21 protein-coding genes and 1 riboswitch are annotated in these 20,930 nt (G+C 59.3%); of the genes, 2 read left to right on the top strand and 19 right to left on the bottom strand.

What is annotated here, in order from left to right; genetic code table 11:
- Positions 1-566: 566 nt before the first annotated feature.
- The 16 genes from gcvPB to prlC all read right to left on the bottom strand — a co-directional run bounded on the left by gcvPB (position 567) and on the right by prlC (position 16,640).
- On the bottom strand, positions 567-2,018 hold the full coding sequence (gene gcvPB, locus HY308_11080) for an aminomethyl-transferring glycine dehydrogenase subunit GcvPB (GenBank protein ID MBI3898826.1): 1,452 nt from the start codon (positions 2,016-2,018) through the stop codon (positions 567-569).
- Between the two features lie 251 nt (positions 2,019-2,269).
- The gene (tpx, locus tag HY308_11075) at positions 2,270-2,767 is read right to left on the bottom strand and encodes a thiol peroxidase (protein ID MBI3898825.1); all 498 of its coding nucleotides are present in this window, start codon (positions 2,765-2,767) and stop codon (positions 2,270-2,272) included.
- 177 nt (positions 2,768-2,944) lie between these two features.
- Positions 2,945-4,333 carry an aminomethyl-transferring glycine dehydrogenase subunit GcvPA gene (gcvPA, locus tag HY308_11070; GenBank protein MBI3898824.1) on the bottom strand — a complete coding sequence of 463 codons (1,389 nt, stop codon included), beginning with the start codon at positions 4,331-4,333 and terminating at the stop codon, positions 2,945-2,947.
- A gap of 65 nt (positions 4,334-4,398) precedes the next feature.
- Positions 4,399-4,794 (bottom strand): glycine cleavage system protein GcvH, encoded by a 396-nt coding sequence (gene gcvH, locus HY308_11065; GenBank protein ID MBI3898823.1) that lies wholly within the window; start codon positions 4,792-4,794, stop codon positions 4,399-4,401.
- Positions 4,795-4,809: 15 nt separating this feature from the next.
- Positions 4,810-5,904 (bottom strand): glycine cleavage system aminomethyltransferase GcvT, encoded by a 1,095-nt coding sequence (gene gcvT, locus HY308_11060; GenBank protein ID MBI3898822.1) that lies wholly within the window; start codon positions 5,902-5,904, stop codon positions 4,810-4,812.
- A 229-nt stretch (positions 5,905-6,133) separates the two neighbouring features.
- Positions 6,134-6,235, bottom strand: a riboswitch (glycine riboswitch).
- A 112-nt stretch (positions 6,236-6,347) separates the two neighbouring features.
- Positions 6,348-7,415: a DUF1513 domain-containing protein gene (locus HY308_11055; protein ID MBI3898821.1), complete on the bottom strand. Its 1,068-nt coding sequence runs from the start codon at positions 7,413-7,415 to the stop codon at positions 6,348-6,350.
- On the bottom strand, positions 7,415-8,419 hold the full coding sequence (locus HY308_11050; GenBank protein ID MBI3898820.1) for an imelysin family protein: 1,005 nt from the start codon (positions 8,417-8,419) through the stop codon (positions 7,415-7,417). Before HY308_11050 ends, HY308_11055 begins: the two co-directional genes overlap by 1 nt.
- Positions 8,420-8,493: 74 nt before the next feature.
- Positions 8,494-9,957 (bottom strand): c-type cytochrome, encoded by a 1,464-nt coding sequence (locus HY308_11045; GenBank protein MBI3898819.1) that lies wholly within the window; start codon positions 9,955-9,957, stop codon positions 8,494-8,496.
- 245 nt (positions 9,958-10,202) lie between these two features.
- On the bottom strand, positions 10,203-11,348 hold the full coding sequence (locus tag HY308_11040) for an iron-regulated protein (GenBank protein ID MBI3898818.1): 1,146 nt from the start codon (positions 11,346-11,348) through the stop codon (positions 10,203-10,205).
- Positions 11,349-11,380: 32 nt separating this feature from the next.
- Positions 11,381-11,599 (bottom strand): hypothetical protein, encoded by a 219-nt coding sequence (locus tag HY308_11035; protein MBI3898817.1) that lies wholly within the window; start codon positions 11,597-11,599, stop codon positions 11,381-11,383.
- Between the two features lie 63 nt (positions 11,600-11,662).
- Positions 11,663-12,439: an exodeoxyribonuclease III gene (gene xth / locus HY308_11030; GenBank protein ID MBI3898816.1), complete on the bottom strand. Its 777-nt coding sequence runs from the start codon at positions 12,437-12,439 to the stop codon at positions 11,663-11,665.
- Between the two features lie 68 nt (positions 12,440-12,507).
- Positions 12,508-12,702, bottom strand: coding sequence for a type II toxin-antitoxin system HicA family toxin (locus HY308_11025; protein ID MBI3898815.1), 195 nt, complete (start codon positions 12,700-12,702; stop codon positions 12,508-12,510).
- Positions 12,702-12,944: a DUF1902 domain-containing protein gene (locus HY308_11020; GenBank protein ID MBI3898814.1), complete on the bottom strand. Its 243-nt coding sequence runs from the start codon at positions 12,942-12,944 to the stop codon at positions 12,702-12,704. The genes HY308_11025 and HY308_11020 overlap by 1 nt, the downstream gene beginning before the upstream one ends.
- Before the next feature lie 513 nt (positions 12,945-13,457).
- Complete coding sequence (locus HY308_11015; GenBank protein ID MBI3898813.1) at positions 13,458-13,955, bottom strand: glutaredoxin family protein; 498 nt, start codon at positions 13,953-13,955, stop codon at positions 13,458-13,460.
- A 2-nt stretch (positions 13,956-13,957) separates the two neighbouring features.
- Entirely contained in the window at positions 13,958-14,581 is a 624-nt protein-coding gene (locus HY308_11010; protein MBI3898812.1) for an SH3 domain-containing protein, read from the bottom strand.
- Positions 14,582-14,585: 4 nt separating this feature from the next.
- Positions 14,586-16,640, bottom strand: coding sequence for an oligopeptidase A (gene prlC, locus HY308_11005; GenBank protein ID MBI3898811.1), 2,055 nt, complete (start codon positions 16,638-16,640; stop codon positions 14,586-14,588).
- A gap of 83 nt (positions 16,641-16,723) precedes the next feature.
- Here prlC and HY308_11000 point away from each other — a divergent pair, with 83 nt between their 5' ends.
- Positions 16,724-17,806, top strand: coding sequence for a serine/threonine protein kinase (locus tag HY308_11000; protein ID MBI3898810.1), 1,083 nt, complete (start codon positions 16,724-16,726; stop codon positions 17,804-17,806).
- A gap of 4 nt (positions 17,807-17,810) precedes the next feature.
- On the opposite strand, the gene HY308_10995 is transcribed toward HY308_11000, so the two are convergent.
- Entirely contained in the window at positions 17,811-18,632 is an 822-nt protein-coding gene (locus HY308_10995; GenBank protein ID MBI3898809.1) for a methyltransferase domain-containing protein, read from the bottom strand.
- A 279-nt stretch (positions 18,633-18,911) separates the two neighbouring features.
- On the bottom strand, positions 18,912-19,166 hold the full coding sequence (locus HY308_10990) for a hypothetical protein (GenBank protein ID MBI3898808.1): 255 nt from the start codon (positions 19,164-19,166) through the stop codon (positions 18,912-18,914).
- A 357-nt stretch (positions 19,167-19,523) separates the two neighbouring features.
- On the opposite strand from HY308_10990, the gene HY308_10985 reads away from it, so the two are divergent.
- Entirely contained in the window at positions 19,524-20,051 is a 528-nt protein-coding gene (locus HY308_10985; GenBank protein ID MBI3898807.1) for a gamma carbonic anhydrase family protein, read from the top strand.
- On the opposite strand, the gene aroE is transcribed toward HY308_10985, so the two are convergent.
- Positions 20,052-20,897 (bottom strand): shikimate dehydrogenase, encoded by an 846-nt coding sequence (gene aroE / locus HY308_10980; GenBank protein ID MBI3898806.1) that lies wholly within the window; start codon positions 20,895-20,897, stop codon positions 20,052-20,054.
- Positions 20,898-20,930: the final 33 nt, after the last annotated feature.

Below are 20,930 nucleotides of genomic sequence, written 5' to 3'. Positions count from 1 at the left end.
ATCCAATCCGATCACCGCTGCGTTAGTATTCATCTGGGCTCCACCTCCTGACGATAGCGCGTTGACCGATTCAACCCGCTTGGCGCATTGTGACGCCGTTGAGTAAGGGGGTGGAGTCCATTGCATTAGGGTGGGCAACTTTGCTGCCCACCCGTTATTTGAACCCGCGTGGACAAAAAGGCGTTGCCCACCCTACAACAGCCACGTTCCCTCCCCCGCAACAGCGGGGGAGGGCTAGGGTGGGGGGTGAGTTAAATGGGCTTTTGCTGTTGTTGTTGCGGTTGCGGTTAATCCTCGTGTGGCGCATTCCGAGCATCGCAGCTTTTGACCTCGACGCGCGCAGGAAGCGCGCGGTCTGGCTCAACACAGGGATGTGTTGTGCCAGACATAGTTGGTAGCCAAAAGTGAGAAGCACAGGAAGGCTTTGCGCCACCCCGGGGGGTGCTTTCTTTTGGTTCCTTTTCTTTGCACAAGCAAAGAAAAGGAACCCTGGGCTGCGGGGCGGAGCATCCCGCTGATTACATTTATTACCTCGACCAGCATCGCCCCAACGGGGCGATTCAACCCTACTCCCCCGACCCCCACTTAAGATCCAACTCCCGCGCCGCCCGCACATCATCAAGCCGACGCACCGGCGTATTATGCGGCGCTGCCTTCACCATCTCCGGATTCTCATTCGCCTCGCGCAAAATTTCTTTCATCGCATCGATAAACCGATCCAGCTCTTCCTTCGCTTCCGTCTCGGTCGGCTCAATCAAAAAACACTCCGGCACAAGCAACGGAAAATACGTCGTCGGCGCATGGAAGCCTTTATCGAGCAGCCGCTTGGCCACATCCATCGCCGTCACACCCTTCTGCTCTTTCAATTTCTTAAACGTCAAAATGAACTCATGCGTCGCCCGCCGTGTCGGAAACGCCGCGTCGAACCCAGACTCGGTCAATCGCTTGAGCATGTAATTGGCATTGAGCGTCGAGTACTCGGCGACGCGCAGCATTCCTTCGCGACCGAGCAAGCGCGCGTACACATACGCCCGCAGCAACACCCCCGCGTTGCCCATGTTGGCCGACAAACGACCGATGGTTTGCGGCCGATCCTTCTCGGCCAACCAGTGATAACGGCCCTGCGTGTTACCCACGATCGGCACCGGCAGAAACGGCTCGAGCCGCGCACCCGCCGCCACCGGCCCGGCACCCGGACCGCCGCCGCCGTGCGGCGTCGAGAACGTCTTGTGCAAATTCATGTGTATCACGTCGAAGCCCATGTCGCCCGGCTTCACCCGACCGAGAATCGCGTTCAAGTTGGCGCCGTCGTAATACAGCAACCCGCCGGCTTCGTGGACGATGCTGGCGATCTCAGTGATCTTGCGTTCGAACACGCCAAGCGTCGACGGATTAGTCAGCATCAAACCTGCGGTCTGCGGACCCACCGCCGCTTTCAGCGCCGTGATATCGACGTCGCCTTCGTTGTTGGTCGGGATCTCGCGCACGGTGTAACCGCACATCGTCGCCGTCGCCGGATTGGTACCATGCGCCGCATCCGGCACCAAAATTTCTTTGCGGTTCCGGTCGTCGCGCGCGTCGTGGTAAGCACGGATCATCATCACGCCGGCGAGTTCGCCCTGCGCACCGGCGAGCGGCGTGAGCGACACGGCTTGCATACCGGTGACGTCCTTCAGGATTTCTTGCAGGTCGTACATGCACGCCAGAAAACCCTGGCCGGTCGACTCGGGCGCGTACGGGTGGCGGCCGAGCAACGACGGCAACATCGCCAACTTGTTACAAGCGCGCGGGTTGTACTTCATGGTGCAGGAGCCGAGCGGATAGAACTGCGTATCGATCGAAAAATTCTGGCGCGACAAATTGGTGTAGTGTCGCACCGCCTGCATCTCCGACACTTCCGGCAATAGCGGTCGACGCTGGCGCCGAAAACGCTCCGGAATGCCGTCGATCTCCGGCTTGGTCAACGGCGCTTGCGACGGATTACGCCGGCCGGGCTGGGAATGTTCGAAGATCAACATGGTCTGACTCCGCTTTTACATTTACCACGACTACTGAACAACGGGCCTCCCTCCCCCCTTGCGGGGGGTGAGGCGGGGATTTCACGAATGCACTTAACGTGCGTTCGCGCCGCCGAACGGGTGCGCGTGATTTTCGTGCACCCCGGGCGGGAACGAGAACGAGGGAGAGGGGGAAACATACGACGCCCCCTCTCCCCTTTCCCCTCCCCCGCAAGGGGGGAGGGGAACGATACTTTTTACATCGGTGCTGCCTACTTCAGCGCCGCTAACGCCGCTTCGTAATTCGGTTCTTGCACAATTTCCGGTACGAGCTCGGTGTACTTCACCTTGTTGTTCTCATCGAGGACCACCACCGAACGCGCGCACAGACCGGCGAGCGGGCCGTCTTCCATCAGCACGCCGTAGTCCTTGCCGAAGTGGCGATCGTGCATGCTCGACAGATGCACAACATCGCCCGTGTGCTCAGCGGTACAAAAGCGATTGTGCGCGAACGGCAGATCGGCCGAGATCATCAGCAGCGCGGCGTTGAGCTTCTTCGCCTGTTCGTTGAATTTCTTCACGCTCATGGCACAGATGCCGGTGTCGAGACTCGGAAAAATATTGAGCAACTTTTTCTTGCCGGCGTACGCCGCTAGCGACACGTTATCGAGATCGGTCTTGGTGAGTGAAAAATCGGGTGCAGCGCTTCCGACTTTCGGCAGCTCACCGTTGGTATGGATCGGATTGCGTGTGAACGTGACCTTGGCCATTTTTTCTAACTCCTCCAGAGTTGAACGAAGCGATCTCCCTCCCCCTCAGGGGGAGGGTCGGGGTGGGGGTGGGTTTTTCTTCTTGATTCAAACCCGCCCCCTTCGTTTGAACCCACCCCCACCCTTTACCCTCCCCCTGAGGGGGAGGGGAAGTCGGTGGGAATCTCTTTTATTAAGCTATTTAATCTGCCGCACGCGCGGCATTACCTGGCGATTGCCAGTGATGCGACTCAATTGATTGGCGTAGCGTTTGATATCGTCCGGCGTACGCACTTCCGTCGCACACACCAGCAACGCCGGGCCAAGCTCGGGGTAATACGGCGTCAGATCGTAGCCACCGAGGATGCCTTCGGCTTCGAGCGCGCGCAGTGTGCTGTCGACGCTGGTCGGCAAACGCAATACCGATTCGTGAAACACCGGCCGATTGAACACACGCTCGACACCGGGAATCGATGTCAGCTGCTCGACCAACGCGTTGGTGTTGGCATGGCACGCATGGGCGACGCGCTCCAACCCATCCGGACCGAGCAAGCTCATATGGATAGTGGCGGCGGTGACGACCAATCCTTGATTAGTGCAAATATTCGAGTTCGCCTTGGAACGACGAATATGTTGCTCGCGCGCTTGCAGCGTCAGCGTATAGCCGGGCTTGCCGTCGCGATCGACCGTGCGGCCGATAATGCGACCGGGCATTTGTCGCACCAGCGCTTGCTTGCAGCACATGAAACCGAAGTATGGACCGCCGGACGACAACGGCGCGCCGAGCGGCTGACCTTCGCCGACGGCGATGTCGGCGCCCTTGCTGCCCCACTCGCCGGGCGGTTTCAAAATCGCCAGCGACGTTGGATTCACTAAGCCGATCACGATCATGCCGCGCGCATGCGCCATGTCGGTCAGTTCGTCGACCTCTTCGAGCACGCCGAAGAAGTTCGGCTGCGGCACTACCAGCGCGGCGAAATCACCGCTGGCGTAATCGTCGAGCGCGATCGGTGCGATATTGCCGCCGTCTTTGGAGTGCGGCACTTCGACGATGTCGATGCCCTGATGGCGCACGATCGCACGCACGACTTTGCGGTAAATCGGATGTACTGTCGTCGGCATCAACACACGGCGCGCGCTTTTGTGTGCACGCACCGCCATCAACACCGCTTCGGCCAGCGCCGACGCGCCTTCGTAGAGCGACGCGTTCGACACGTCCATGCCGGTGAGCGATGCCATCATCGTCTGAAATTCGTACAGCAATTGCAGCGTGCCCTGCGCCGCTTCCGCTTGGTACGGCGTGTACGACGAGTAGTACTCGCCGCGGGTCGTGATCTCCCACACCGCCGCCGGAATGTGATGCTCGTAGGCGCCGGCGCCGATGAAGTTAATGTGGTAGCCGTCATGCACCGCACGCTCTTGCATCAACCGCGCGATCTGCATTTCGTTCAAGCCCGCCGGCACGCGTGCGAGCCGGCCGCTACGCAGACGCTCGGGGATCTCTTCGAACAGGGCGTCGATACTGCCAACGCCGATGGCGGCGAGCATCTGCTCGATATCGTGGTCGGTGTGCGGAATGAAAGGCATCACTTCAATCCTAGTTGAAAGAATCTTGGGGACTCCCTCTCCCTGACCGGAGAGGGAAACAATTCCTAGTGGCTCTCCGCCGCCAGCACCGCGTTGTAACCGGCGGCGTCGAGCAACGCGCTTAGATCGGCGGCATTCGCCGGCTTCAGACGAAAGATCCAGCCTTCGCCGTAGGGATCTTTGTTCACCGTTTCCGGAGCATCGGCTAACGCTTTGTTGATGCCGATAACTTCGCCGGCAACCGGCGCATACACGTCGGACGCGGCTTTGACCGATTCGACGACGGCGGTTTCTTTACCGGCGGTAACCTGCCGACCGGACTCGGGCAGATCGACGTACACCATATCGCCCATCATCTCTTGGCCGTGATCGGTAATACCGACGACCAGCGTTCCGTCGGCTTCACGCCGCACCCACTCGTGCGATTTAGTGTATTTGAGATTGTCTGGCACATTGCTCATGAGGAGTCCTCTGAATTAAGACAAACAGCTTTTACCCTGGCGAACGAATGGATATTTCACGACGCGCGCCGGCACCAGTTTACCGCGGATGTCGACTTGGCACTGACTGCCGATCGGCACACCGGCCGGTACGCGCGCGAGCGCGATCGAGCGGTTGAGCGTCGGCGAGAACGAGCCGCTGGTGATTTCGCCGCGGCCGAAGCCGTCGCACACCACTTGCTGATGCGAGCGCAGCACGCCTTTCTCTTCGAGCACCAACCCCACCAATTGCCGCGGTGCACCCAGGGTTCGCTGCTGATCGAGCGTCTGCCGGCCGATGAACTTGCGGTCCTTCGGCTCGAACCCGACGGTCCACGAAAGACCGGCCTCGAGCGGCGTCGTGCTTTCGTCCATATCGAGCCCATAAAGATTCATGCCGGCTTCGAGCCGCAACGTGTCGCGCGCACCGAGACCGATCGGCGCGACACCGGCGGCGATCAACGCTTGCCAGGCCGATACCGCCGCACCGCGCGGCAAAATAATTTCAAAACCTTCTTCACCGGTGTAGCCGGTGGTGGCGACAAAATAATCGCCGATAGTGGCGGCATGAAACGGCGGCAACACCGCCGCCGCACGCAGCGGCGCGCCCAGCGCCGTGTAAACTTTTTGCTTCGCGTTTGGACCTTGCACTGCAATCATCGCCACGTCGTCGCGCGGCACGAGCTGCACGCCGCCGAACAGCTGCGCGGTGTTGTGTACCCAATTCAAATCTTTTTCACGCGTGCCAGCATTGGCGACGACGCGGAACCAGTTTTCGTTCAGGTAATAAACGATGAGATCGTCGATGACACCGCCATCCTTGTTCAGCAGGCACGAATACAGCGCCTTGCCGGGGGTGCGCAACTTGCCGATATCGTTCGCCAACAGCAACCGCAGAAAATCGCGCACCTGCTCGCCCTGCAACTCGAACACGCTCATGTGCGAAACGTCGAACATACCGGCGTCCTGGCGTACGCGATGGTGCTCGTCGATCTGCGAGCCGTAATGCAGCGGCATGTCCCAACCGCCGAAATCGACCATCTTGGCGCCGGCGTGGACGTGCGTTTCGTAAAGCGGTGTGCGATGACCCATATTGTCGGCGGATGTAAAACTGCAAAAAAGGGACGTGACAGGAGGCGTCTTCGAGACTGCGGTCCGATCACACCAAAGAAAAGCGACTAACGCTTTTCAAAATTTAAACGGAAAAAGGGCGATGACAGTCGCCATCGCCCCTCTGTTTGGGTGACCTGAGAGTCTTAGCCCCTTCGGTGGACCGTGCCTTACCTTATATATAGGAAGGCCGATCGCTCTCCAGAGTCGAATGCTCCCTGCGGTCCTTTTGCCTGAGCGATTCCGGGCGGGTTGCGCCTTCGGCGCCTCGCGGCGGGGTTAAAGCGCGCGAGGTCTCTCCCGCAGGGAGAACATCGATGGCCGAACTATAACGCACACGCCCTATTCTTGCCAAGGCGCGTCATCGTCTGCGTGCTGGAGGACTGCGGGCACCGTGGTGCAGGAAACACCGGACACTACCGGTTCTAGACAGACATCGCGGCGAGATGGTTGTCCCATAAGCGGCCGCGCACCTGCCGCTGTACTCGTACCCGCAACTGCTCGGCGTCAATACGAACAAGTTCACCAAACTCGTTGCTGACCAGCCAATCGTTGCCGAGTCGGACGATGCCGGACGGCTTGCGCACCGTCAGCTCACCGCAATAACGACCGCGCGTATCCCACACGACCACGCGATCGGCGCGAGTGCAGGTGACAGCGAAGCGATCGCCCCAGGTAGCAACGGCGGCGGCGTAACCGCCGATGTGTTGCGCCAACGTCGGCGAGGTCGGTACCGCCTGGAACGTCCCGTTGCGCAGTAGTGCCAGCAACGGCGCGGCGGCAGCGCCTTCGTTTTGTAACGCGACCGCGAGCGTGCCATCGTCGGCGCGCGCGAGGTGGCGAATGCTGAGCTTGTGATCAGCCAAGACGAAGGCGGCGAGCCGGCTGCCGTCGCGCGCATCGACTAACACCAACGACGGTGCCATACGGTCGATGTTTCGTTTGACACGTCCGGTCTCGGGCAACGTCAAGATACCGCCGTTCGCCACCACCAACACATCGCGCTCGAGCCATAACAATTCGTGCGGACCGATGCCGTGCGTTGGCCAGCTACCGAGGCGCTGTAAGCTGACACCATCATATAAACCGATACGACCTTGGCCCTGATCGATCTCGCTCTCAGTGACGAGCACGCGGTCGCGCACGGCGTCGATCAACACGTGACCCTCGAATCGATAAATCGCTTCGTCGACTTGCGTAGCAGCGCGCGTGCGGGCGGTCTGTGGATCGAAGTGAATCAGGTACGAACCCGGACGGCGCGCGCAAACATAAGCGCTGTCCGATCGTTGCGGATGGGCGATAACAGCATGGGCGCGCGCCGCTAACGCCAGCGCCGGTACGGCCGTATCGATCGCGCCGGCGAAATAACGCCGTTCACCAGCAATGTCTTCGGCCCAGGCCGACAATACCGACGGCGTCGCTGACGCGTGGCCGATGCGCGTTGCCGCCAACGCCGTGCCGGCCATGCACGATAAAAAAATGCGCCGCTGCATCAATCGCCGTCGCTCTCGTTGAAACCGATGCTGATATGCAAGGTCTCGGCCACGTCGCCAGCGAGGGTCTGCTGCAATTGCGCGACGGCGGCAATCGCCTGCTTCAACAACGGCACGTGCTTAGGCGCGGGTTGTACCGGCAACGCCGACAACGCGTGCTCGACCGCGCGCATGTCGCGCGTCACTCGGACAGCGAGCGACTTGCGTAACAACCGCGTCAGGCCGACGCCGGAAGCACCACCGATCAGCGCGATCCGCAAACCATCGGCAGTCGCGAGCCAATGCGCGCGGGTAGCGCCGCTACGCCAGGCGTCGAACAGCGGCTCGCGCCGGCCGAGCGCCTGCATCGGCTTCGACAACTTGCGCGAATACAGCTGGCCAAGCGCACCGATGATGGCGTTGATAGCGTCGGTCAATGCCGCTTGCTCGCGTTCGCGATCGATCGAGCCGTCGCTCCAATGCGCGCTCCATTGGCGCCATTCTTGCGCGAGCACACCGGCTTCGTCGGCGACCGCGTGCGCCAGCTGCCCGGCATAGCGGCAACGCGGACCATCGGCAGCGCTTAACGGCCGCGCCGGATCGAACAACAAATATTCGAGCGCCGGTAATCCTTGCGCACCGACACCAGCGGTTGCATTGCCGGCGATGGCGGCATCGATCTCGGCCGGACGCGTCGGCCAGAAATCGAACCGGCGCAAACTGCGGCGTTCGAGCGTCGGTCCGATCGGCAATACGTCGAGCCGGCGCCAGGTTTTGGCGAGCGCACGCCATTGCACCTGCGCCTGGCTAGCGTTGTTGTCGGTCGCTGCGCACAACGCTTGCAGCGATCGATCGAGCTGCTGCGCCTCATCGGCAAGATCGCGGTAACCCGGCACCAACAAATCGTCCGCGAGCGCATGCAGCCATTGCGCCGGTCGGATCACGGATCCGGCATCGGCCCGTATCGGCGTCAGCGGTAACAGCGCGATCGATCCCAAGCAGGAGAAAAATTTTCGTCGGTCCATTGGCAACACCGATCTTCCAAGAAGCGTTGAATAGTTCAACGTAGGGTGGGCAGAGCGCTGCCCACCCTACATTTTTAAAGAGACTGCAAGAAACTCAGCAACGCCGCTCGCTCGCTCTTAGTCAGTTGCAGCACACGCTGCTTCGCCGCCTCAGCCTCGCCGCCATGCCACAACACCGCCTCCATCAAGTCGCGGGCGCGGCCATCGTGCAGATAATAGGTATGGCGGTTGACGGTCTTGATGAGGCCGATCCCCCAGAGCGGCGGCGTCCGCCATTCGCGGCCGTCGGCGGCGAAATCGGGACGGTGGTCGGCGAGGTGTTCACCCATGTCGTGCAACAACAAATCGGTGTACGGGCGGATCGTTTGTCCGGACAGCTCGGGAAGACCGTTGAGCTCACCGGTGCGGTATTGCGGTACGTGACAGCTGGCGCAACCGGCGTCGTGAAATAGGCGTTTACCCCGCAACACCTCGGGCGCGTCCCAGCGGCGCCGCGCCGGCACCGCCAGCGTGCGCGTATAGAAGATCACTTTATCGAGCGTGCGTTCGTCGATATCGACCGGTGATTCGCCGCGAGCGCGACGAACCCCGGCTTCGCGCGCGACCGCGTCGCGGCAATCTGGCTGCGCATCGGTACAGCCGTCGTTGCTAAAACGTTGCGAGGTAATGCCGATGTCGCCGACAAAGGCGCCGGCGTCTTGATGGGCGACGCTGCCAACGTTAGCCTTCCAACCGAAACGGCCGATCACCCACTCTTGCGCATACGCATCCCAAACGCGATTCGGGCGGCCGGAGATGCCGTTGTTGGCGATACGCTGGCGCTCGGCGTTGGCGAGGATATCGTCGGCGCGAATCGCTTCGAGCAAACCGAGACCGATCACTTGCGGCGCCACGCGCGGCGAGATCAGCGTCTGTGGATGTAGTTTGCCGTAGGCCAAATCGGTGAAGCGATAGAGCGGCTGGCGCAATTGATAACGCGCACCGTCGGCGAAGCGGCCGGCGATCGTTTGGTAACGAATCTGTACGCGCGCTTCCGGCTGCACGCCTTGAATCGCGCGGTTGTTCAACTGGCCGCCGTAGGTCGGTTCGGAGACGACACCGTAGATGCCGCCGTCGCCGGGAATCGAAAGTCGAAACAACAAACCGGTCGGCGGTTCGATAGCGACACCGCCGCGGGTTTTGGGCGGCGCGCCGCGGCCGTCGAGCACGTGGCAACCGGCGCACGCACGCGCGATGAAATGCGGCCCGAGGCCGTCACGGGCGCGCGTTGATGCTGGCGCTTCGACCCAGTTCTTTTTGAAAAACGAATTGCCGATAAAAAAATCGGTTTGACGATCGGACGTGAGATTCGCTGCTGGATAGGAGAAGGCGTTGCGGCCGTCGTCGAATACGGTGGTGGCACCGCCGGATAATTCTTCGCCGAGCTCGGCGTGGGCGGCTGGGCCGGCGGCGTGAGTGGCGGTGGTCAACGCAAAGAGTAATACCCCCACCCTAACCCTCCCCCGCAACAGCGGGGGAGGGGATGCAGCTGTCAGCATTCGGCGTTTTTTAATTCCCTCCCCCGCGCTGTTGCGGGGGGTGAAGCGGAGCTTTCGCGAGTGTCCAGTGGACACTCGCGCCGCTGAACGGGCGTGCTGTCGTTGCGCGTACCGGACGGGAATAGCTAGGGTGGGGGTATTATGACAATTCTTAGCCATAAATAATTTTGAAAAGAATTCTGAATCATCGGATCTAATTCGGTCGATGCAGAACGAACCATCGCTGCTCGCTCTACGCCAACTAATCACTCCGGCACCGCCGTGTTCAACCGCTTAATGCCCAACACGCCCGCCGCCACCACCAATCCTTCAGCCTGACGCTTCAGCGCCACTACCGTCTGCTCGACCGCCGGTCGCCCTGGGCTACCGACGACGATGGCGCGATCGAATGGCGCCGGAATCGACTCGGCCGCTTGCACACTGGCGTCCACGTCACTGTCGACGCGCTCGGCCGCGGCTTTGTTCTTCGCCGCTACCAACTCACGCAGACTCGGACCGGTGAGCACCGAACCATCGGCACGCTTGAATTCACCGCGCCAGACGTTGCGAATGCCGCGGCTGTTGGCGACGACGTCGCGATGGGTGTTGTCGGAGAAGCACGAGTGCTCGTCTTCTTGGCTTTTGGTATCGAGCGCGACCTCGATGCGTTCGCCGGCGAGCTCACCGCGCGACAACACGCCGATGCCGGTCAGCATCTTGCCGAGATTGGCCGGGTTGGCGACGAAACGAGCACGATAGTTTTTCGCCGTCGGTGCCCACGCCTTCGTCACCTGCGTGAGATCGTCGAGCAATAGGTCGGTCGCTACCTTCAAATACTGCCGGCGGCGCACAGCGTTCGGCGCTTTGTCATCGACGAAGTCGGTGTACGGCCGATTGCCCGGGCCGTTGATGTCTTGGTCCTGACCCCAGAGCAAAAATTCGATCGCGTGCCAGCCGGCGCTGATGTTCTCCTCGCCGTCCTTCTCGTTGAGTGCCATCAGAGTTTTCTTAGTGATAGCGATCTTCGGATTGTTGATGATGCCGCTGTCGGCACGATCCTTTACCGCATCGATATAAGCCTCGTCCACCGGCCACGCATTGAGCCGTCCTTCCGGACCGGTGGCGCTGTCGATCGGCCCACCGTAAAAACGAAACGCCTCGGTCTGGCCATACCACTCGCGGGCAGCGAGCCATTGTTTACGTGCCTCCTGCAATCCGTCGGCGCTCGGCGCAGCAACGAAACGATCGACCGCCTGCTGTAGATGGCGCGCGGCGTTCAATGTGTCTTCATAACTGGCGTAGACGACTACCGCATAATGCTCGACGACGGCCTTCGGCGTTGGCGCTGTGGTGGCGGCGGCCGACGCCGAAAAAATCATCGTCGCCGCCATCACTGCAAAACGTTTACCCATACTCAACTCCTCTCTCGTATCGTTCTGTCGGATTAAAGCGTCGCTCCACCGGGCGCGCGACTGGCTGGGCACAACCCGCCGGTCTGCAGGCCGTCGAGCACACGCAACGTTTCTTCCGGGTTGAGACCAACGTTGAGGCCGTTCACGGCGAAGTAGATGACCTTCCACTTACTGGAAAACGATTTCTCGGTGATCTCTTCGGCGTTCACGCGGTGTCTGTCATCGGTAATGAGAATGATAATGATTCTCATTTATCCAATGGAACGCGTCAAGTCCCGCGTCAGTTCTATAGAGAGAAAATTTATTCGGGGTTTTTAGAGGTCGAACTCGGCGATGACGGGCGCGTGATCCGACGGACGCTCCAAGGCGCGCGGCGCCTTGTCGATCGAGCAGGCCCGGCAGCGATCGGCAAGCGCTGGACTACAGAGGATGTGGTCGATGCGCAAACCGAGGTTACGGCGGAACCCGCCCATGCGGTAATCCCACCAGCTATAGCTAGCTTCCGGCTGGTCGAAGCGACGAAAAATATCGACCAAGCCGGTACCGACAACCGCCTGCAGCGCCGCGCGCTCCGGCTCGCTGCATAACACTTGGCCGCGCCAGCGCTCTGGATCGTGCACGTCGCGATCTTCCGGGGCGACGTTGAAGTCGCCGACGATGGCGAGTTGTGGATAACGCTGAAGCTCGGCGGTTAAGTAACTGGTTAACGCGCGGTACCAAGCGAGCTTGTACACATACTTTTCCGAAGTGACACTCTCGCCGTTCGGAACATAGACGTTGATCACGCGCACGCCGCCGACGGTAACGGCGACCGCTCGCTTGTGCGAATCGTTGAGCACCGGCGGCGACTCCATCACTTCTGCCGGTGCGACTCGCGTCAGCGTGGCCACACCGTTGTAAGCTTTCTGACCGAGATGGGTAACGTGATAGCCCGCCGCCCGCAACGACTCGTGCGGGAATTCCTCGTTAGTAACTTTCGTTTCTTGCAGGCACAGCACGTCCGGCTGCACTTGCGTCAACCAATCGAGCACGTGCGGTAAACGCACGCGAATGGAATTAACGTTCCAGGTGGCGAGTTTAAAAATACTCATAACTGTATGAATACGAGAGAGTTCAACTTGAGATTATCGAAAAAATAAAATAGCCAAGTCGCTATAACCTAAAATTTCTTTTCTAAGCCGGCTTGTTTCAGCGCCGCATTGGCGGTGTGGCGAGACTTAATGTTGTTGTCGACGGTAAAGCGGATTTTCGTAATTGGGCTGTACCAAGTTTCATGGTCGCCCTTTCCCTGCTTTTCTTTGTAGCACCCCGCAGCCGTAAGAATCTTCTTAAGCTCCGGGGTATAACCAGCCATTAAGCTGCTTTGCCAGCCTTTAGCTGAAAATGTTTTTGAGTAAGCAACTCAATAGGAATTTCTTCGGGATGATTAGATACCACCCCGTTGAGTTCAAGCAGTTCAGGAACAATTACTCGAAGCTTCTCGAGCAAGCGCTCGACAGTTTCTGCTTCGGTTGCAAGGCCCGGAACATCGTCGCTAGTAGCAACCCACACCTTAGCATCTGGGTCCCATGTGGCATGAATGGCAAACGCACGCATAGGCATCTCTAACTTCCCCTGGTAACAATTCACCCGCTGTAGGACAGACAATAGCACAACATGTTGCGTTTTTCGTATTCCTGCCTACGCGTGGTTTGTTATAAGACAATGTTTTTATTGGTATTTTTACGGAAACTGCCATTAAAATTTATCAAATCCTTACCAAATCTTTAGCAAAAAACCCACCGTTAATCGTATGCCGTGGGTGGTTGATTTTCCATCACACCGTCCCGTCCTTGTGGGCCTCGCCTATTACCCCCTTCGCACTTTTTCCCTTGAAAGGTGCTAAACCAACCGGGGAAGGGGTTCTCGCTTTTCGTGGATCCATTTAGACTTGGGTTATTACTTTTGTCCGTAATTACGCAGCTAACTCTCGACCTTCTTAACGGGGAATTATGGATGGCTTAAAAGGTAATTTTTTTGATTCTTGATCGAGGACTGGGTGTCTTGTGACATTGCGAGAAATGACTAAAGGCGCAGGTAACGCGTTCCAAATTTAACAGCGACCGGCAATCAAGGTTGCGCAGGAGTTTGCGCCGATTCCTCGGGTTTGGTTTCGGCTTTCGGATAACCGGCCTGGTCGAGCTCGCCTTCGAGCAGCGATTCCATATAACCGCGCATGACTTTTTCCCCAACCGTAACAGTGGGGACCGACAGACCACCGGTCTGCTTGATCATTTCATCTTGCAGTTTACGATCTCCCTCGACGTTCTTTTCGGTAAACGGCACGCCGCGTTGCTTCAGGTAAGTGCGAGCGTTGTTGCACGATTCGCATTTGGGAGCGACATAGAGCACGACCGGAAATTTCTCCGAGGCATCGCTCTTAATCGGCGGTTTCGATTGACCGGCGATCAACTTTTCTTCAACGCGATAATCGGAATCGCTCGGCGGCAATTGATCGTGATACGACACGTTGCCATTTTTATCGACCCATTTATAAAGTTTCTGGGCGTACGCGGTTGGGGCAAGAATAAGCGCCGCTAATAACAACCAAGATAATCGCCGACTCATCGCTAGATCCTCAAGTACATTCCGCCCATGCGCCGGCGGATCGATTCGCGCACCCAAATAACCCCGCCGATAAAACCTATTACTAGCATAGCAAAGCTCGCTATTAGCCAAATAAGGCTGAACCGACTAGCGGCCGGTGCGGTGGGAACCGGCGGAACAACGCCAGGAGATGCGCCGGCGAGCGCCATGTCGCGTTGCGTCAGTTCGGCGCGGGTACGTGCCAATTGGGCACGGGCGGCGGTCAATTCCTCTTGCAGCGCTTCCGTACTCGGTGCCGTTGTCATGTGACCTTGGTCGATCAAGGCTTGCGCGGCGACGAGCTGGGTACGGGTACGTTCGAGCTCGGCGCGCAGTAGCTTCAACGGCGCCGCCGCCGGTGGTTGCGGCAACAGTAGCGACGCTTCGATCCAGCCCTCGACGCCGTGGCTGTCGCGCACTTGCACCGAGACACCGTCACGACCGATGACTTCCAGCGCATCGCCGGTGTCGGCGGTCGCCAGTATCGCCGCGGTCGCGGTCGGCTCGGCGCGCAAAGGCACGGTTAGACGGTCGATCACGTATACCGTCTCGGCGAACACTGCGGTTGGCGCCAACACGGCAGCGGCAAGTAACCAGCGCAAGCGCATCGTCTTAAACCGCGAGCCCGGAATGTCGCAACAATGGCTCGATCGACGGCTCACGCCCGCGGAAATTGACGAACAGCTCCATCGGCTCGCGCACGCCGCCCTGCTCCAAAATGTTGTGCAGGAATTCGAGGCCGGTGCGGCGATCGAACACGCCGTTTTCTTCGAACTTGCTGAAGGCGTCGGCCGATAACACCTCGGCCCACTTGTAGCTGTAATAACCGGCGGCGTAACCGCCGGCAAAAATGTGACTGAAGCTGTTTTGAAAGCGGTTGATCGGCGGCGGAATGATGACTGCCACCTCGCGCCGTACCTCGTCGAGCAGCTGCTGCACGGTGCGCGTGCCGGCCGGATCGAAATCGGCGTGCAGGCGCATGTCGAACAGCGCGAACTCGAGCTGACGCGCGAATTGCATTCCCGATTGGAAGTTTTGCGCCGCCCGCATTTTTTCGTACAGCGCCGCCGGCAAGTGTTCGCCGGTCTGGTAATGCGCGCTGATGAGATCGAGCGCTTCGCGTTCCCAACACCAGTTCTCCATAAACTGACTCGGCAACTCGACGGCGTCCCACGCCACGCCGTTGATGCCGGAGACGCCGACGTAGTCGACCTTGGTCAGCATGTGGTGCAGGCCGTGGCCGAACTCATGGAACAGCGTGTTCACTTCATCGTGCGTAAACAATGCCGGCCGACCATCGACCGGTGGCGTGAAGTTACATACGAGATATGCCACCGGCACTTGCACGTCGCCGCCGCGTTGCCGACGGCTGATGCAATCGTCCATCCAAGCACCGCCGCGCTTATGAGCGCGCGCGTACAAATCGATGTAGAAGCGACCGCGCACCTCGCCGGCCTCATCGCGGATCTCGTAGAAACGCACTTCAGGATGCCAAGTTTCGACATCTTCGACCGCGCGAATCGACAGTCCGTACAAGCGCCGGACGACTTCGAACATACCCGGCACGACACGGTTTTCCGGGAAGTACGGCCGCAACTCTTCTTGCGTGAACGAATACCGATGCGCCCGTAATTTCTCGGAGTAATACGCCACATCCCACGCCGCGAGATCGCTCAGGCCATGCTCGCTGCGCGCATAGGCCTTTAGATCTTCCAAATCGCGCAACCCGGCCGGCCGCGACGGTGTGACCAACTCTTGCAGAAATTCGAGCACCTGCGGCACGGTCTTCGCCATGCGGGTTTGCAGCGCGTACTCGGCGTAATTATCGAAACCCAGCAAACGCGCTTCTTCGCGACGCAGCTTCAGTAATTGAACGATGAGCGGACCGTTATTCCATTGACCGGCGTTCGGCCCCAGCTCACTGGCGCGGGTGTTGTAAGCCTCGTACATCTTTTGCCGGAGCGCGCGATTGTCGGCGTACGACATGAACGCCATGTACGACGGCGCATCGAGCCCGAACTTGTAACCGTTCTTCTGCTCGCGCTCGGCCGCTTGACGTGCCATCGCCATCGCCGACGGCGGCAAACCGGCGACATCTTTCGGATCGGTCAACACGAGTTCCCACGCTTGTGTGGCGTCGAGCACGTTCTCGGAGAACTGGCTCGCCAGCATCGACAATTCGGTTTGAATCTCGCGAAAACGATTTTTATCTTTTGGCGACAGCTCGGCACCGGACAAACGAAAATCGCGCAGCGTATTTTCGATGATCTTGCGCTGCGCCGGCGACAGCTGCTGGAACTCGGGACCGTTAGCAATCGCGCGATACGCTCGGTACAGGCGCTCGTCTTGCGCCAATTCGGTCGAGTAATCGGTGATACGCGGCACGGCGGCGTTGTAAGCGCTACGCAAAGCCTCGTTATTGACGACGGAATTTAGATGGACCACCGGCGACCACACACGCTGCAGTCGTTCCTGCATGTCCTCCATTGGCCCAGCGAAGTTGGCCCAGGTGTAGGACGAGTTGGCGGACAGCAGCCGTTCGCGTTCGCGCCGATTTTCGGCGAGCAGTTGATCCAACGCCGGACCAACATGTTCGGGAAGAATCGCGCTGAAGCGCGGCAGACCGGAAATATCGAGTAAAGGGTTGGTAGTGTGTGAGCGTTCCATAGCAGAGGAATAAGCATGCGAAACCGCGGTGCGAGTAATGTAGCATGCCTTCGTCGTCGTTAGATAAGCCGGAGCTGCCGTCCATGGCGGAACATAATCGCCCTAAAGATACCCCGGCCCGTACTTCCGTGTACGGGCGTTCGCCGGGCGAAGACACGTTAAGTGTCTTCGCTACTGACCCGGCTCACCCCTACGACGCGCTGACACCGGAGACCATTCTCGACGCGGTTGAAACCTTTGGCGATCGCTGCACCGGCGCGCTACTGGCGCTGAACAGCTACGAAAATCGCGTGTATCGCGTGAATGTCGACGACGGCGAGCCGGTGGTCGCCAAATTTTATCGGCCGGGCCGCTGGACCGACGCGGCGATTCTCGAAGAGCACGCCTTCGCCCAACTATTGGCCGATCATGAGATCCCCGCCGTCGCACCGTTGATACACACTGACGGCCGCACGCTGCACGAGCATGCCGGCTTTCGCTTCGCGCTATTTCCGTGGGCCCGCGGACGCACGCCTGAGCTTAACACCGCCGATGATCGCAAACTGCTCGGCCGCTACATGGGCCGGTTGCATTTAATCGGCCAGGCCGAACCGTTCCAACATCGGCCGCGGTTGACGGTCGAGGAGTACGGTCGCAAGTCGGTCGCGTTATTGGCGCAAACCGCGTTTATTCCGGACGAGCTGCGCGAGCCGTATTTCCGCGTGACCGAAATGCTACTGCCGATGCTCGACGAAATTTTCCGCGAAGTCGGCGATGTCGCCTGGATTCGATCGCACGGCGATTGCCATCTCGGCAATATTCTCTGGGGCGCTAACGGTCCGATCTTGGTCGACTTCGACGATTGCCTGGCGGCGCCGGCGATTCAAGATCTGTGGATGATGCTCGGTGCCGAGCGTGAGGAAATGGAATCGACGTTGGCCGATTACCTGAATGGCTACGTCGAGTTCCACGACTTCGATCCGACCGAGCTGCGTTTGATCGAGCCGCTGCGGACCTTACGCATGCTGCGCTACGGCGCTTGGCTCGCGAGCCGCTGGGACGATCCGGCGTTTCCGCGCAGCTTCCCGTGGTTCGCCGCGCGCCGCTATTGGGAAGAACAAATTTTGGCGCTTAAGCAGCAGCTGGCGGCGCTGAGCGAACCGCCGTTGATTTGGCGTCTGGTCTAAGACGTCAACGAGACGAGCGTGTAGCAATCGTTTGCAGGTACTCGGCTTCGAGCATCATCGTGCCGTCGGTAGCGCGGTTATAACGGTTGAATACGGCGGCGAGGTCCCGGTGCAAATCGGTCTGCGTTTGCGCGTCGCTCTTTTCCAGTGCCCACCGCGTCGGACCGAAGTACGCGCGAAAGACATCGACCGCATGATCGGTCGAGCGATAGTACTCGAACAGCGATCGCCGTTCGTGCTGCATTGAGCTGACGCCGGCCCGCAGTAATTCATCGAGCCCTACCGCTGTGCCCCAACGAATCGCCGGCTTGACCTCAGGCGGCGCCGGCAAATACCGCGCGTGCACTGTGAAGAATTCGCCGCCGAACGCTTCCGGCATCCAACAGACCAAACCGATTTTCCCACCCGGCCGGCAGACGCGCAGCAGCTCGCGGGCGGCACGTTCCTGATCCGGCGCGAACATCACGCCAAACACCGATAGCACCACGTCGAAGCTGGCATCGGCAAACGGCAGCGCCTGCGCATCAGCCACACGAAAATCGACCGTCACTCCTTCCGCCGCCGCGCGCGCTTTGGCGCGTTCGAGGAGCGCCGGCACGTAGTCGATCCCCGTCACCTCGCAGTAACGCCGCGCCGCGCTCAGCGCGGTGTTGCCGCTGCCGCAGGCGACGTCCAACACGCGCTGCCCGGCATGCAGATCGAGTGCCGTACACAACGCATCGCTCGCCGACATCATTTGGCGTGCGATCTCGTGATAGTCGCCGGTCGCCCACATCGCTTGCTGGCGTTCGGTAATCGCTCGATAGTCGGTCGGTGTCGTTGCCATATTGCCTCTTCGGTCGTCCCTTCACCTTAAAGAACTATCATTAAATATTCTTCCGGCGGGAGCTAGCTTCTTAAAGATACCGTGGCGAAGCGCTCCATCAAACTGAAGCAAGAATGTGACGGACGATAAAACAGGCAAGCAGCCGAAGAATTTATCGGATGAAAACACGGGAGAGCCGGCGACGTACTTTGCCAGCCAGAACGGTCTGATAGTTAAACGCCAACGGAAATTTTCTTAGAAATCGGCCGGCTAGCGTCGCTAACCGGCCGATGCATTCTGCTATTTAATGACTTTCCCGCCCTTCTCTTCGCATTCTTTGGTGGACTTCGCGTTTACCCAACCGTGGCCTTTGCAGGTGTTCTGACCCTTACAAGCGTTGGACGCCGTCTTACATTCGGATGTTCCTTTGCAGCTATTGATGCCGGAACATTTGACCTTCGCGCTGGCGGCATGAGCGACGGTCGTCGTCGTAACACCGACGGCGAACAACAGTGCCGCCGTCGTCGCAATCGCCACGCCTGATCTGATCTTCATCAAAGTCTCCTTGTCGTTGGTTGAAGGTGAGAACAACTCCTGATTACAGCTTGACCTCGATCTCCAGGCGCATATTCGGACGCGACGTGCATTCCACTCCGTCTTGCGGGTAAGAACCAAGGTCGAACGTGGCGATTTCGCTTAAGCTAACAATATAGTGCGAGTCAGCGGCAATTCCTTAACACTAGTACAAAAAATCGGGCGCAATGGTAAGAACCGCTGGATGGGATTATGGACCGGCGAAAATTAGGGGGTGCTTAGGGAAGGTGCTGCGCCCGCCAAGGCGAATAAGGGGCTTTTTATTTCTTGCGGTGGCTTTAAAGTAGACGACCTTACTTAAACCAACGTCGACGCTCCATGGCTATTCAACCCTTCAAAAACATTCGGCCGGCAATCGCCGAAACCGCCTTCGTACACGAATCCGCCGCGATAATCGGCGACGTCGTCATCGGCGACGACGCTTCGATCTGGCCACAGTGCTCGGTCCGCGGCGACGTCAATTACATCCGCATCGGTGCACGCACCAATATTCAAGACGGTGCCGTTATCCACGTTACCAGCCCGCACCCCTATGCGCCCCAGGGAACACCGACGGTGATCGGCGATGACGTTACGGTCGGTCATCAATGCATCTTGCATGCATGCACGGTCGAAGACCTGTGCCTGATCGGCATGGGCTCGGCGATTCTCGACGGCGCGATTTTGCGCAAAGGGGTACTGCTCGGCGCCGGTTCGCTCGTGACCGAAGGCAAAGAGCTCGAAGGCGGTTACTTATGGGTCGGACGGCCGGCGCGACGCATGCGCGAGTTGACGGAGCAGGAAAAAGCCTGGTTCGCGAAGTCGGCCAAGCACTATGTGGATTTGAAGAACAATTACCTGAAGTAATCAGGCGTTGTTTCGGAGAAGCGCGATTACCGCCGGCGTCTGCGGTCTTACGCCACGCCAGATGAAATACGACTCCGCCGCCTGCTCCACTAACATACCCAACCCGTCGCTGACGCGCTCGGCGCCATGCAGCGACGCCCACTCCATGAATCGTGTCGGCTTGTCGCCGTACATCATGTCGTAAGCGAGCGCGTCGCGCGCAAACAGCGTTGCCGGCAAATTCGGCACCTCACCCTGCAAGCTCGCACTAGTACCGTTAATGACGATATCGAAGTGCTTACCGCGTAGATCGTCGAAACTACAGCCGTCGACTTGACCATGACCGGCGAACACGTCGGCAAGCTCGCGCGCTTTCACCACGGTACGGTTGGCGATCACGATGCGGGCGGGATGATGTTTCAGTAACGGCCCAAGCACGCCGCGGCCGGCGCCGCCGGCACCAAGTAGCAGAATCTGCTTACCCTTCAGCGCGACGTTTAGATTTTTTTCGATGTCATGGACCAGGCCGGCACCATCGGTATTGTCGCCGAAGATCTGGCCGGCACCGTCGAACTTAAGCGTGTTCACGGCGCCGGCGAGCTTGGCGCGATCGCTCAAATGCTCGGCCAAACGAAATGCGTCGAGCTTGAACGGTACCGTGATGTTGAGGCCTTTGCCGCCAACCGCCTGAAATTGCGCCACTGCTTGCGGCAAGCCGCCAACATCGACTTGAATCGCCGTGTACTCGAGATGGTGGCGGAATTGGTGCGCGAACTGTGCGTGGATTGCCGGCGACTTACTGTGCGCCACGGGGTTACCCATAACCGCGTAACGGTCCCGGCGTTCGAAATCGAAAGGATCGGTCATACGGCTAGTGTAACGCGCCGCGCGCCGAAGCGA

It is taken from the genome of Gammaproteobacteria bacterium (assembly GCA_016199745.1).
In the GTDB taxonomy this organism is placed as follows: Bacteria; Pseudomonadota; Gammaproteobacteria; order Acidiferrobacterales; family Sulfurifustaceae; genus JACQFZ01.
The sequence above is the reverse complement of the archived record's forward strand: the minus strand, read 5'-3'. Positions and strand labels throughout refer to the sequence as shown.